The 13,140-nt window shown below is 72.3% G+C and carries 12 protein-coding genes; 3 read left to right on the top strand and 9 right to left on the bottom strand.

Annotation, left to right across the window (positions count from 1 at the left end):
- Positions 1-113: 113 nt before the first annotated feature.
- Positions 114-1,631 (bottom strand): DUF6297 family protein, encoded by a 1,518-nt coding sequence (locus tag ACYVOM_RS05675; protein ID WP_460302359.1) that lies wholly within the window; start codon positions 1,629-1,631, stop codon positions 114-116.
- Positions 1,632-1,824: 193 nt separating this feature from the next.
- Positions 1,825-2,454 (bottom strand): ABC transporter ATP-binding protein, encoded by a 630-nt coding sequence (locus ACYVOM_RS05680; RefSeq protein ID WP_460302139.1) that lies wholly within the window; start codon positions 2,452-2,454, stop codon positions 1,825-1,827.
- 102 nt (positions 2,455-2,556) lie between these two features.
- On the opposite strand from ACYVOM_RS05680, the gene ACYVOM_RS05685 reads away from it, so the two are divergent.
- Positions 2,557-2,895: a tetratricopeptide repeat protein gene (locus tag ACYVOM_RS05685; protein WP_460302140.1), complete on the top strand. Its 339-nt coding sequence runs from the start codon at positions 2,557-2,559 to the stop codon at positions 2,893-2,895.
- A 70-nt stretch (positions 2,896-2,965) separates the two neighbouring features.
- Here ACYVOM_RS05685 and ACYVOM_RS05690 read toward each other — a convergent pair whose 3' ends face one another.
- Complete coding sequence (locus tag ACYVOM_RS05690; RefSeq protein WP_460302141.1) at positions 2,966-4,492, bottom strand: alpha/beta hydrolase family protein; 1,527 nt, start codon at positions 4,490-4,492, stop codon at positions 2,966-2,968.
- Positions 4,493-4,644: 152 nt separating this feature from the next.
- Between ACYVOM_RS05690 and ACYVOM_RS05695 the strand changes: the two genes are divergently transcribed.
- Positions 4,645-5,001, top strand: a complete 357-nt coding sequence (locus ACYVOM_RS05695; protein WP_460302142.1) for an Imm51 family immunity protein — start codon at positions 4,645-4,647, stop codon at positions 4,999-5,001.
- Between the two features lie 29 nt (positions 5,002-5,030).
- Here ACYVOM_RS05695 and ACYVOM_RS05700 read toward each other — a convergent pair whose 3' ends face one another.
- Together ACYVOM_RS05700 and ACYVOM_RS05705 are read right to left on the bottom strand one after the other, a co-directional pair.
- Positions 5,031-6,764, bottom strand: coding sequence for a hydroxysqualene dehydroxylase (locus ACYVOM_RS05700; protein WP_460302143.1), 1,734 nt, complete (start codon positions 6,762-6,764; stop codon positions 5,031-5,033).
- The gene (locus ACYVOM_RS05705) at positions 6,761-7,831 is read right to left on the bottom strand and encodes a hypothetical protein (protein ID WP_460302144.1); all 1,071 of its coding nucleotides are present in this window, start codon (positions 7,829-7,831) and stop codon (positions 6,761-6,763) included. Before ACYVOM_RS05705 ends, ACYVOM_RS05700 begins: the two co-directional genes overlap by 4 nt.
- A 137-nt stretch (positions 7,832-7,968) precedes the next feature.
- On the opposite strand from ACYVOM_RS05705, the gene ACYVOM_RS05710 reads away from it, so the two are divergent.
- Positions 7,969-8,592 (top strand): TetR/AcrR family transcriptional regulator, encoded by a 624-nt coding sequence (locus ACYVOM_RS05710; protein WP_460302145.1) that lies wholly within the window; start codon positions 7,969-7,971, stop codon positions 8,590-8,592.
- 134 nt (positions 8,593-8,726) lie between these two features.
- On the opposite strand, the gene ACYVOM_RS05715 is transcribed toward ACYVOM_RS05710, so the two are convergent.
- The 4 genes from ACYVOM_RS05715 to lysA form a co-directional block, all read right to left on the bottom strand.
- The gene (locus ACYVOM_RS05715; protein WP_460302146.1) at positions 8,727-9,338 is read right to left on the bottom strand and encodes an SRPBCC family protein; all 612 of its coding nucleotides are present in this window, start codon (positions 9,336-9,338) and stop codon (positions 8,727-8,729) included.
- Between the two features lie 159 nt (positions 9,339-9,497).
- Complete coding sequence (locus ACYVOM_RS05720) at positions 9,498-10,667, bottom strand: macrolide family glycosyltransferase (protein ID WP_460302147.1); 1,170 nt, start codon at positions 10,665-10,667, stop codon at positions 9,498-9,500.
- A gap of 238 nt (positions 10,668-10,905) precedes the next feature.
- A complete protein-coding gene (locus ACYVOM_RS05725) occupies positions 10,906-11,754 on the bottom strand; it encodes a glucose 1-dehydrogenase (protein ID WP_460302148.1) in 849 nt (282 codons plus the stop codon).
- A 35-nt stretch (positions 11,755-11,789) separates the two neighbouring features.
- A complete protein-coding gene (lysA, locus tag ACYVOM_RS05730) occupies positions 11,790-13,127 on the bottom strand; it encodes a diaminopimelate decarboxylase (protein WP_460302149.1) in 1,338 nt (445 codons plus the stop codon).
- Positions 13,128-13,140 lie beyond the last annotated feature (13 nt).

The following is a 13,140-nucleotide window of genomic DNA, read 5'->3' on the forward strand; positions in this document are numbered from 1 at the left end:
CGAACCCCGCAACACCCGTCCGCACGCCTGTGGACAACTCACGTCACCCCTGCTCCGAGGCGCGTTCCGCCGCCCCACGCCGCCGGCGGAATCGCTTTCGGCGCGGTCCGGATTCAGGCGGTGAAGGCTCGCGCGCCCCGGCGGGCCGCCCACAGCGCCGCGGCCGCGGTGCAGGACGCCAGCCAGGCCGCGCCGACCAGGCCGCCGGACGCCGAGACGAGGGCGACGAACGTGAGGGCGACCGGACCCGCGCCGTGCCAGAGGGCGATCTGGAAAGGGACGCTGCTCCCGAAGGGGGTGTCGACGCCCGTCATGGCGGTCTGCGGAAGGAATCCGCGGTAGGCGCCGGCCAGAGCCGTCGCGACCGCCGCGGGCAGGAGCAGGGCGACGCGCGCCAGGCCGCCCGGATCCGCGCCGAGCCCCGCGAGAACGGCCGCCGCGACCGCGGTCAGCGCCCCGGTGACGGCCAGCGGGGTCACGCCGAAGGCCAGCGCCAGCACTTGCGGGCGCAGCGGGAGATACCGGGTGCGGCCGGGGTCCGCCGCGCAGGACCGCGCCCCTTCCGTCAGCGACGACGCGGCGAGGTAGAGCAGCCCGCAGGACACGGCGAGGGCCAACGCACCGGACGCCTGGGCGGCCAGGAGCGCGAGCACGGTCAGGACCGCGGCCCGCAGCAGCCTGTCGCCGTCGCGCAGCAGGGTGACGAGGTCGCGCCACGCCGGGGCGAGCAGCGGACGGGCGGGCAGCGGAACCCTGACCGAGGCCGCGAAATCGGCGCGGGCCGCCTCCCCGTTCCCCGCGGCCCAGCCGGGATCGACCAGCCACAGCCCTGCCTTGAGACCGCCCGTCACCTCCGCACCGCGCCGGAGTTCGCCGAAGCCGGGCGACGTGAGGCGCCGCGCAGCGCGGACGAGCGCGACCGCCGTCACGACGGCGAGGGCCGCGAGCGCCGCCCAGGCCGAGGACCCCGGCGCGAAGGCGTGGGCGGCCCAGCCCCACGGCCCCGACCACAGCACGGCCACCGCTCCCGGCACGCCTTCCCGGGCGAGGGCGGCGGCCCCGGCCAGGAGCAGGAGCAGCGCCGCGTACCAGGAGCGCCGCACTCGGGTGAGCCCCGACGCCCTGAGGGCCGCGCTCAACACGCCGAGCAGCGCGCCCGCCAGCGCGCTGGTCGCCATGGTGACGCCAGGCGAAGGGGGCAGCGGCGCGGCCGTCCGCCACAGGGCGACGAGCAGGACGACGCACAACGCCGCGCCCGCGGCGGCGCGAAGGGCGGCCCCGCGGGCGAACGCCGACCCGAGCACGCTCCCCCATCTGACGGGCGACGGCAGGACCCAGTCGATCACCGCGGCGTCCACCGAGACCGGCCCCCGCAGCACGCCCTCGCGCACCGAGCCCCAGAGGACGGACAGCGCCGTGACCGCGAGGGCGAAGGGCACCAGCGCCGAGGCCGCCCCAGGGCTCCCCGCGCCCTCCACCACGTCCCGAACCGACGCCCACACGGTCGGCCCCAGCACACCCGCCACGAGAAGCGTCACGTACACCTGGTAGCCGACGCCGTCCCGGCGCCCCCGCCTGCGCGCGCTCCGCACCAGCCCGAGCACCGCAGCCGTCTCATCCCGCCCGCTCACTGAAGCCAAGCCCCACCCCTCACCGCTGGAACCGGCGAAAATCCGCCCGAGCCACGACGCGTCCGCGCACGGGCCGCGCACGCACCTCCAGGGCCCTGCCGGGACCGCACGAATCGTCCGCGCAGGGGCCGCGCGGGCGGAGCCGCTGCGGCGGGCTCCTGGATCGGGCCGGGCCTGCGGGCTGGACGGCGGGTCATGGTACCGGGTCCATGTCGATCGTGGTGGTGGCCGCGGCGAGGAGTTCGGGGCTGTGGGTGGCGGCCAGGATGGCGGTGCCGGAGGCGCGGCGGGCGGTGAGGGCGTCGACCAGCCAGGCGCGGGCGCGGGCGTCGAGGTGCCTTTCCGGCTCGTCCAGCAGGAGCAGGCGGGTGTCTTCGGGGATCAGGACCGCGGCGATGCCGAGGAGCTGGCGCAGACCCCGGCTGAGCTTGTAGGGGCTGACGTCGGCGTGGGTGGTGAGGCGGCAGGCGTCCAGCGCCCAGGCGACCCGCGCCGCGGCGCGGCCGCGCAGCCCGTGGCCCACCGCGACGAGCATCAGGTGCTCGGCGACCGTCAGGTCGGGGAAGGCGCTGACGTCGTCGAGAACCCCGACGCGGGCGCGGAACCACCGCTCGGACCTGCGCGGGCCGCGTCCCCAGACCGCGACCTCGCCTCCGTCGGGGAGTTCCTCACCGCACACGAGCCGCAGAACCGTCGACTTGCCTGAGCCGTTGCCGCCGCGCAGCACGACGAGCTCCCCCTCGCCGACCTCGAAGTCCACCGGACCGACCCGCCGCCCGCCGCCGAAGTCCCGGACCAGCCCGCCGGCCGTCACCACGCCCATGCGTCCATCCCATCACGCGCCCGCGCCGCGCGGAACGGCGTCGCACGGCCCGGGAAATATCCCGGGAGCCGTCCTCGTTAAGGCCCACTGAGAGGAGTCGTGATGAGGATCGTGCCCGTTTTCCCCGGTACGGGGACGGAGGCCGAGCGCTGGGACCAGGCGAACCTGCTCTTCGAGGCCAAGGACTACCGCACGGCGATCGACCTGCTGAAGCCCCTGGTCGAGGAGTTCCCCTCCCAGACCGGGACCAGGCTGCTGCTGGCGCGCGCCTACTTCCATTCCGCCCAACTGGGGCGTGCGGAGGCAGAGCTGCGCCGCGTCCTTGAACTCGATCCCGCCGAGGCGTACGCGCACCTCATGCTGGGCCGGACCCTTGAGCGGCAGAGCCGGGACGCGGAGGCTGCCCCGCACATGAGGATCGCCGAACTCTGGGGCCTGTGACGCCCTCCCGTCAGACGCACTGATGGCCCGCCTTCCTCCGGGAAGGCGGGCCATCAGGCTTGCGGGTGTCTCAGAGGCGGTCCCCCGGTACCGAGAGCGGCACCGAGATCTTCGCCTCCAGCTCGACGGTCCCGGCCGAGCGCTGCCAGTCGAACAGCCCGGTGATCGGCACGATCTGGAGCACCAGGTCGGAGCCGGGCGTCAGGGAGTGCGCGATCGCTTCGAGGTCCCGCGTGACCGAGCGCCGCTTCCCGTCGAGCACGACGGGGAGCGGGGTCGCCTGGTTGCCCACGACCTTCCCGGTCCTCCGGTCGACGATCTGCGCGAACAGCGCGGTCTCCGTCTTCTTGGCCTTTCCCTGGTAGTGCAGGGTGAGCCGAGGAGAGCCGACGGTCTGGGAGGCCCCGGAGGGAGCCGGGATGGGCACGTTCACCGCTTTGTCCGCGGGCTCGGCGGCCATGACGTAGGACGGGAACGGCAGTCCGCTCTCCGACTTCTCTTCCTTGCGCGTCAGGTACGGGTAGATGTCGGCCCGGGAGAACTCCAGGGAGCCCGACCCGCGCGCGTCCAGGGATCCCGCCGAAGCGAGGGGATAAGACGACGCGCCCCGGTAGACCCCGTCCTGGTCGATGTATTCGAAGCCGGGCCCGGTGTCGGTGTCGCGGTCGCCGTTCAGGTACCTGTCGAACCAGGCGAGGGTGGCGTTCTCCAGGTGGTCGTCAGGGCCGTCGTCGGTGGTGCAGCGGCCGTGGCCGCCACAGAACCAGATCATCTTGGCGGGCGCCCCGTTGCCCTTGACGGCCCGGTAGGTCGCTATCCCCTCCCGGAGGGTGAACAGGGTGTCCACGGTGCCCTGGAGGACGAGGGTGGGGATCTCGATCCGCTCGACGAGGTGGGCGGGGCCGTGCGCGCGGAACCAGCGCTCGACGTCGTCGGGGATCTTCCCGCTGGCCAGTCCGGTGACGCAGCCCTTCTGGACCTGCCAGGAGAGCTTGTTCCCGTTCAGGAACCCTCCGCTGCACAGCAGGGTTCCCCAGCCGGCGCGGAAGATGCCGTCCGTGTACAGGGTGTCGACGAGGCTGTGGAAGGCGATGCTCGGAACGATCGCGTCCACGCGCCCGTCCAGGCCCGCCGTCACGAGCTGGATGGCGCCGCCGTACGAGCCGCCGGCCATGCCGAGCCTGGGGTCGCCCTTCTTGTCGAGGCGCACCTCTGGCTGCTTGGCGATCCAGGTGATGAGCCGCTTCATGTCGCGGCCTTCGACGCGCGGGTCGTCGACGTTCGCGCTGCCTTCGGAGCCGAACCCTCGGGCGTTCCAGGTGACGACGTTGTAGCCGGCCTTCAGAAGGTAGCCGAGCTGCCCTTCCTTGCGGTCGGTCTCTCCGCGGCCCGCCCACCCATGGCCCAGAAGGACCACAGGGCGGCGCTCGCCCTTCTTCAGCCCCGGCGCGCGGAAGAAGTGCGTGGTGATGCGGACTCCGTCGAAGCTGCGCACCTTCACCGTCCGCTGCGCGGGCGCAGCCGACGCCGGAGCGGACGGGATAAGGGAGGCGGCGGTGAGCATGGCCGCGAAAGCGGCGGTAAGGCGACGTGCCATAGGTGACTCCTGGGGGGTGGGTGAGCCGGACCGGCCCCCCGACCCGATCATTACCCGAGAGTAGGGTTCGGCGGCCGCCCGTTCAAGAGTCCGCCGATCACGCCCGAAGGAGTCCCTGAGCGGTGTCCGGCCCCTCCTATAAGGTCGGCCCCGTGACCGATCGCTCCACGTACGCGCCTTTCGTCTTCTTCGAGTACGACCACCGGCCGGGCACGTACTGCCTCATGCTCAGCGACGACTGCATGGCCGAGACCGCGCAGGTCTTCAAGGAGTGCGACCGCGAAGGCGACGGCACCGGCTGGAACGGCGTGGCCCGCTCGACCTTGGAGTCCCGCTCCCCCGACCTCGCCCCCCTCATCGCCCTGGAGTCGGAGCCGACCATGTTCGTCGCGCTCTCCGACGACCCCTTCGCCCTCCAGACCCTCGCCCGGTACCTCCAGGAGGCCTTCCAGACCCCGCCCATCCTGCGCGCCCTGATCAACACAGCCTCCCCCGCCTGGTTCGCCTGACCGACGCGCCAGGCGGGGAGCGGCGCGCGTCAGAGGTCGAGGACGTGCGGGAGACCGCGGGAGAAGCGGCGGGCGTCGAGGCGCTTCAGGCCGTCGAGCTGGGGCGGCTGGTAGAGGGGCCAGAGGGTGGGCGCGGACGCGGCGGAGCCGGCCTCTTCGAGGAGCGCCGCGACGGCCCTGCGCGCCGATTCGTTGGCCGACTCCATCGTGGCCAGGTCGGTGTGGGTGCGCAGGTAGTCGCCCGCCAGGAAGAGGTTCGGCACGCCGACCCGGGCCTCGGGCCTGTCGCGCCAGCTCCCGATCGTGTTGACGGTGAGGAGTTCGTCGTTGGCGTTCTGCCCGGTCGCGGCGTCCCAGGAGATCGCCGGGTCGATGAACCAGGAGTGCAGGATCGCGTCGGGCAGGACGGACGCGCCGGTGTCCTCCAGGTGCGCCTTCATCTGCGCCCAGCACTCGGCGATGATCTGCGCGGGAGAGCAGCGTTTGGCGGGCTTGCCGTAGACGATGCCGGGGGTGTCCCAGTCGGAGACGTCCAAAGACAGGCAGTCGGCTACCGAGCCGTCTCCGTAGTCGGCCTTGAAGTCCCTGTCCCACAGGCTGCTCTGGAGCACAGCGGTGATCTGCCACTGCGAGTCCATGAAGCTGAGCAGTTCGCCCAGGCCCCGCGGGCTCTCCCGCAGGTAGAACTGGACCCCGTTCATCCAGTCGGTCCTCAGCCTGCCGACACCCTCCAGCGAGGGCGCGAGCCGCAGCAGCTCCGGCGACCAGAGGCGCACCGCCCGGTCCGGGGGCACCGCGCACACGAACCAGTCGGCGTCGATCCGGTGCCGCCCGCCCGTCCCGTCGACGGCCCTGGCGGAGGTGATCCGGCCACCCGCGAGGTCGAAACCCTCGGCCGTCCGGTCCAGGACGAACCTGACGCCGCGCTCCTTGAGGAACCCCACCCAGGGGTCGATCCAGGCCTCGTTCGTCGGCCCGTTGAGCATCCGGGCGATCGCGGCGTCTTCGCCGTCCCTGCCCAGGCCGACAGCGGACAGGAAGAAGGCCTGGCCCATGTTGCCCACGGTGCGGGTGCTCGCCACCTCCTCCTTCACCGCGACGAGCCCCCGCGTCAGGAACTTCGCGACGATCGCCCGGTAATCGGCGGACTTGCCTTCTGCGCGCACGAACTCCCACCACGGGACGTCCTCCCACTGGCCGAACCGCCGCTCATCGCTACTGGTCAGGAACACCAGGTACCGGTTGACGAAGAAGGCGATCTCGGCCGCGGGGAGCGCGCCGATCTGCTGGACGAGACCCGTCAGGGTCTCGCGCAGCCAGGCGAGGTCCAGCCCTCCGTTCGGCCCGCTCAGGTCCGGGACGCCGAGGTCGGCGCGGCCGCCGCTGCGCGAAAGACGGCCGGCGGAGACGCCCACCAGGTTCCCCGCGACGTTCCCGCCGCCTTCGAGGGGGATGCGCCGCATCGTGTCGGTGACGTGCCGGTAGAACCCGGGGAAGAAGCGGAACCCGTGCTCGGCCGGAAGCGGCCCGCGTCCTCCCGCGCCCGTCCCGGGAACGGGGATGCTGCGCGCCTTTCCGCCGAGGGCCTTGCGCTCGTAGACCGTCACTTCGAAGCCGCGCTCGACGAGTTCGTGCGCGGTCGCCAGGCCCGACATCCCGCCCCCGAGGACCGCGACCCGCTTGCCGGGCGCCGCGCGAAGAGGAACGGGAGCGAAAGCCAGGGCGCTGGAGGCGAGGACTTGCCTTCGCGTCGGGCCGGTCACGGGTTCACCCGCCCGGCAAGGGTCCGGATGTGCTCGATGAGCCCTAGAGAGCCCGGACTGGTGCGTCCCAACGACTCCGGTAGCGCGAGCAGCCCTACGTCGAGGATGAACGGGTCCACCACGTGGAAGTCGACGTCGACTCCGGGGAGCTCGCCGACCAGGCCCTCGGGGGTGGCGAGCAGGGCCGTCGGGCACGACGCGTTCGTGGTGCCCGGGTAGGAGAACAGCCCCTTGGTCTTCCAGTCCGACAGCTTCAGGGTGGCCATGCACCCGTAGGTCTTCTCCGGCGTGGCCCGGCCGACGACCCCCTGCCAGGTGCCGTCGCCCTTCACGACACCGCCGAGGAGCGTCGCGGAGCCGTCGGGTTCGTGGGAGACACCCCATTCCCACCCGCTGTAGCGCTGGTCGACGACGTTGAAGTCGCCCCAGTTGTGGTCGTGGTAGCCGCGCCACCCGTCCACGCTGATGCGCTTGCTCGTACCGGGCGGCTTGAGCCAGCCCTGTGCCTTGCTCGTCGCGACCGGGGAGCTCCAGTACATCGTCTGGCCGCCCTCGTACTCGATCGGGCCGCCCGTGACGCCCGGGACGGCGTCGGTGAACCAGATGTCGGCCTCGGCGAAGCCGCCGTGCCACACCAGGTGGTACATGCCCTCGGCCTCGTCGTACACGAGGCTGCCCGCGCTGCTGTCCACGACGGGGCCGTCCGTGGCCGTCACCTTGGCCGTCAGGGCCGGGACGACGGTCTTCTGGCCCTTCTCCGGGTACCAGAAGATGAGCCCGGTCGGCACCGGCGCGGTGAACAGCATCGCGATGAACGTCCGCTGCGTGGCGGGGTCGACGACGTGGGCGTACCACCATTCCGTCTTCGAACCCGGGTGCGGGCCGTCGTCTGACGGCTCGGCGAGCTTGCCGGGCACGAGCGACAGGTCGGAGCGCTTGATGTCGGTGATCGGTATCTCGGGCGCGGCGGCCGCGGGCGCGGCCTGGCCGGGCACGAGCGCGGCGAGCAGGACTGCGGCCGCGGCGGCGGTGAGGCGGGTCGCCGTCGTGCGGCGTGCGGAACCCATCGGGCACCTCCTCGGATCGCCCGCCATTGGGGGGAGGGACGGGCGCCGCTCGGAGTGTCCGCCGACTCGGCCACACTGTCAACACTTCGTCGACACAGTGTCCGACGATGTGCCCGAGCCGGGGTTACACTGCGTCCGTGCCCTCCACCACGCGTTCTCGCGCGGCCCGCGAGCGCCGCGACGAGGTGGCCCGCCGGGTCCTCGCCGCGGTCCACGCGCTGGTCGCCGAAGGGACCCCGTACACCGAACTTCCCGTCCAGCGCATCGCCGAGGCCGCGGGCGTCGCCCGCTCGACGTTCTATCTGCACTTCCCCGACAAGAGCCGCCTGCTCATCGCCCTCGCCGCCCAGGGCGGCCAGGCCATGTTCGACGCCGCCATCACCTGGTGGCGCGGCGACCACTCCGACGGCCCCGCGGGCGTAGAGACCGCGATGGTCCGGATGCTCCAGGAGTACCGCGCCAACCGCTGGGTCCTCCTCGCGCTAAGCGAAGTCTCCGCCTATGACCCCGACGTCGCGGCCTTCTACCACGCCCGCCTGGAACGCTTCACCGAGTTGACCCGCCACCGCCTGGAGTCCGACCAGGCGTCCGGCGCCGTCCCCTCCGACCTAGACCCTTCGACCACCGCCTCCCTCCTCACCTGGATGGTCGAGCGGTCCATCTCCATGCACTGCCGTACCGAGCCCCCCGCTTCCGACCCCGCCCTCGCCCGCACCCTCGCCCGCTCCATCTGGCTCACTGTCTACGCCACGACCCCCTGATCCCACCTCCGACGGCGCTGACAGCCGCGTGAACACCCCGGGCACGGCGGAAGGCCGCCGGCGCCCCCCTGCGCCGACGGCCTTCTCCTACGGCGGACGCGGGACCAGAGTGGCGCCCCGCGTCCGTCGGTCTCCTACATCGGCGGGCGGAGCGGGCGGCCCGACGGGTCGAGGGACGACGGGTCGCCGTAGACCACCGGGTCGCCGTGGACCGGGTCGATGGTGCGGTCGGGGAATTCGGTGGCGGGCGGGAGGTGGCCGTTCGGGTCGTGCGGGACGGCGCCGCGGGCGTCGGGGTACGGGATCTCACCGCGCCAGGCGCCCGTCGCTCCCTCGCGGGACTCGATGAACTGCTTGAAGCGCTTCAGGTCGCCCTTGACGCGGTGCTCGACCAGGTGGAGCTTGTCGGCGGCCTGCTCGGCGAAGCCGTCGGGGGAGAACTCCATCTGCACCATGACGCGGGTCGTCAGCGGGTCGAGGCGGTGGAAGGTCACCACGCCGGCCTGCTGGGGTTCGGCGACGGACCTCCACGCGACGCGCTCGTCAGGGCGCTGCTCGGTGATCTCGGCGTCGAACTCGCGGTGCACCCCGGCGATGCTCGTCTCCCATCGGGTCCAGGTCGGCGTCACCTGCTCGATCCTGTCGACGCCCTCCATGAACCGCGGGAACTCCTCGAACTGGGTCCACTGGTCGTAGGCCGTCCGGACGGGGACCTCGACGTCGATCGACTGCTCGATCGTGCCCATCTGCTTCCCTTTCCTTTCGCTCGACTTCGTGTGCCGCATCCCCTTTCCTCGACAAAACTGGGCAAACAACATCACACGTGCGACGTGACGGCGTTCACTAAAACCGGCGCCCCGGGCCTAACGCGTGCGCCGACCCTGCGCGGACGGCGCACGCCCAGGTCAGAGCAGGGATTCGATGATGTCCGCGGCTCGTCCGGTGCCGCCCTCGGCTCGGCTGCGGGAAGCGAGGTCGCCGGAGCGGGCCCGCAACGCCGGGTCGCCGGTGAGCGACAGGAGCGCGGCTCGCAGCTCGTCCGGCGTCGCCGTCTCGGAGTCCAGCCGGACCGCGACGCCGAGTTCGACGAGCCGGTCGGCGTTGGCGGGCTGGTCGACGGCCTGCGGCACGGCGATCATGGGCGTCGCGGTGTGCAGGCCCTCGCTGCATCCGCCCATGCCGGCGTGCGTGACGAACGCGTCGGCCTGCTCCAGGACGGCGAGCTGCGGCACCCACGGGTGCACCTCGACGTTCGCGGGGACCGGCCCGAGCTCGGCGGGATCGACGTACCCGCCGATCTGCAGCACCACGTGCCAGCCGGGCAGGCCGCCGAACGCGGCCAGGCAGCGGCGGTAGAAATCCGGCCGACGGGTGTAGGCCGAGCCCAAGGAGACCAGCAAGACGTTCTCGACGCCTTCCGGACGGGTCCAGGAGCCCTGGGCGGCGCGGGTCCCGAAGCAGGGGCCGACGAACGTCACCACGGACTCGTCCACCCGGTCGGCGTTCGGCTGCATCGCGCGCGGCACCGTCGCCACGCAGCGCGGGGGCCTGCCGCTGAACGCGTCGGGATCCTTCGTGGTGGCCGGGGTGGACGCGAGCCAGGCCGCGAACCTCGCCCGGTAGGCGTCGGCCCCGGGCAGCGACTTGAGGTAGGCGCCCACCTCCTCCTCGTACCCCTTCCACGCGACGTAGGCCGGGGACAGCTGGACGAGGGGCCTGCCCTGGGCCTCGGCCAGGACGCGCGCGGAGTATCCCGCGATGTCCTGGAGGTAGAGGTCGGCGGGCTCTGCCGTGTAGAAGGGCGTGATCTGCTCCAGGACGCCCATCGCGTCGTCGAGGAAGACGCCGGAGGCGGCGATCGGGTCGTCCGGCCAGTCGTTGTCGGAGACGGGCAGCGTGGAGCGGTAGGCGACGAGCTCCGCGCCCGCGCCGGAGACCGCCTCGGCGATGGCGGGCTGGGCGGGGTCGTTGGCGTAGGTGACGCGGTGGCCTCGGGCGACGAGCTCGCGGATGATCTCGATGCCGGGCAGGACGTGGCTGATGGCGGGAATGCCGATCATGGCGATATGGGCCATGGGATCACTCGTTTCGGATGCGACGGGCAGGATCGGAGCCGGTGCGGCGGCGGGCGCGGCACCGGGCGGACGCGGCGGGCGCGCGGCCCGCGGCGCGATCAGCCGTACATCTGGAGCAAGTGCATGGCCCGACCGTATCCGGAGGCCTCCGGGGTGCCGCAACCGGTTTTCCCGGCCGTCGGCGCACCCTCGGACAAGCCTCCGGCCGTCAGCAACCCCTTGGACCGGCCTTCGGCCGTCAGTAGGCCTCGGACTGGCCTCCGTCGATGGCGATCGTCGTGGCGTTCACGAACGACGACTCGTCGGAGAGCAGGAACGCGACGAGGTGGGCGACCTCCTCGGGCCTGCCGAAACGCCGCATCGGGTTCATGCTGACGAACGCCGCGCCCGCCTTCTCCGGATCGTTCGGGTCCATCTGCCGCAACGAGTTCTCCACCATCGGCGTCATGATCGCGCCGGGCGCGACCGCGGTGACGGTGATCCCGTACCTGCCGTACTCGATGCCTGAGTTGCGGGTGAGGCCCACGACGCCGTGCTTGGAGGCGGCGTAGCCGGACTGGTTGCCGACTCCGCGCAGGCCGCCCACCGAAGCGGTGTTGACGACCGAGCCGTGCCCCTGTGCGCGCATCTGCTTCAGGACGTGCTTGAGCCCGAGGAAGACCCCGCGCAGGTTGATCGCCACGACCCGGTCGAATTCGGCTTCGCCGTAGTCCTCCGTAGGGTTCTGCTTGCCTTCGATGCCCGCGTTGTTGAAGAACGCGTCGATCCGCCCGAAGGTCTTCACCGTCTCGCCGACATACCGGGCCACGTCGCCTTCCTTGGCGACGTCGGCGACGATCTGCACGATGTCGGTGCCTTCGGCGGCGGCCATGACCGCCTCGGCCGTCCCGGCGAGGCCGTCGGCGCTGACGTCGACCAAGACGAGCCGCGCCCCTTCGGAGGCGACCTGCACCGCGGTGGCCCGGCCGAGGCCGGACCCGCCACCGGTGATGAGGACGACCTTGTCGGTGAACCTGGCGGTCATGAGCCCTGCCTCCCCGGCGTCGTGCGCCGCGCGACGACCGAGCGCGACATGTGCCCGTCTCATGCCCCGACCCGGTTCACGACGCCCTCCTCAGAAGGTCATCCGACGTCCCGCGCGAGCAGGTCGTCTTCGGTCTCCCGCCGGATGAGGAGCCTTGCCCGTCCTCCTCTGACGGCCACCACCGGAGCGCGCCGGACAAGGTTGTAGTTGGAGGCCATCGCGTGGTGGTACGCGCCGGTGCACGCGACGGCCAGGATCTCTCCCAGCCTTAGATCGGCCGGGAGGCAGGCGTCGGGGACGAGGACGTCTCCGGCTTCGCAGTGCCTGCCGACGATCGTCACGGGGCGTTGTCCGGCGAGGGTGGTGCGTCCGGCGAGGCGGGCGGTGTAACGCGCCTGGTAGAGAGAGGGCCGAGGGTTGTCGCTCATTCCGCCGTCCACGGTCACGAAGACCCTTCCGGACGCCGCGCGCTTCACGCCCACGACCCGGTAGAGGGTCACCCCGGCACGGGCGACGATGGCGCGGCCCGGTTCGATGGTGAGCCTCGGCGTCGGATAGCGGAGCCGTGCGCACAGGGTCGTCAGGGCCGCCTGGACGGCCGCGCCCACGGCGGCGGGCTCCATGGCGGGGTCCCCGGCACGGTAGGGGACGGCGAAGCCGCCACCCAGGTCGAGGCGGTCGAGAATGACGCCGTCCGACGCGCGCAGGCCCGCGAGGAACTCCATGACACGCTCCAGCGCGCGCACGTAGCGGCCGAGGTCGGAGATCTGGGAGCCGAGATGGCAGTGCGCCCCCGCGAGCCGCAGCCGGTGCTGGCCGAGGATCCTGCGGGCCGCCTCGGCGGCGGCGCCGGAGGTGAGGGAGAACCCGAACTGCTGGTCCTCGGTGCCGGTCGTGAGCGCGGCGTGGGTGCCGCCGTCGATCCCCGGGACCAGGCGCAGCAGCACGGACTGCGGACCGCTGGGCCCGCTCCCGGCCTGGACGGCGAGGCGGGAGATCTCGGCGGCGGAGTCGACGACGATCGTCCCGACCCCGTACGAGTAGGCGGCCCTCAGGTCCTCTCCCGTCTTGCCGTTCCCGTGCAGCAGGACACGGTCGGCGGGGAAGCCCGACCTGCGGGCCACGGCGAGTTCCCCCGCCGAGCTGGCGTCCAGGGACAGCCCTTCCTCACGGACCCATCTGAGCAGGCCCATGCAGGACATCGCCTTGCTCGCGTAGGCCACCTCCCCTGTCGGGAACGCCGCCCGGAAGTCGCGGCAGCGCCGCCGTACGTCGGTCTCGTCCAGCACGTGCAGCGGAGTGCCGAACCTGCGTGCGAGATCGGTTGCCCGCACTCCGCCGATCTCCAGCGCGCCGTCTCCGGTGAGCGCAGCGCTCAGCGGCCACACCTCGGCCTCCAGCCGTCCGGTCTCCGGAACCGCCTGCTCGACCTTCATCTCCTGCTCCTCC

This window comes from Actinocorallia aurea (genome assembly GCF_054783995.1).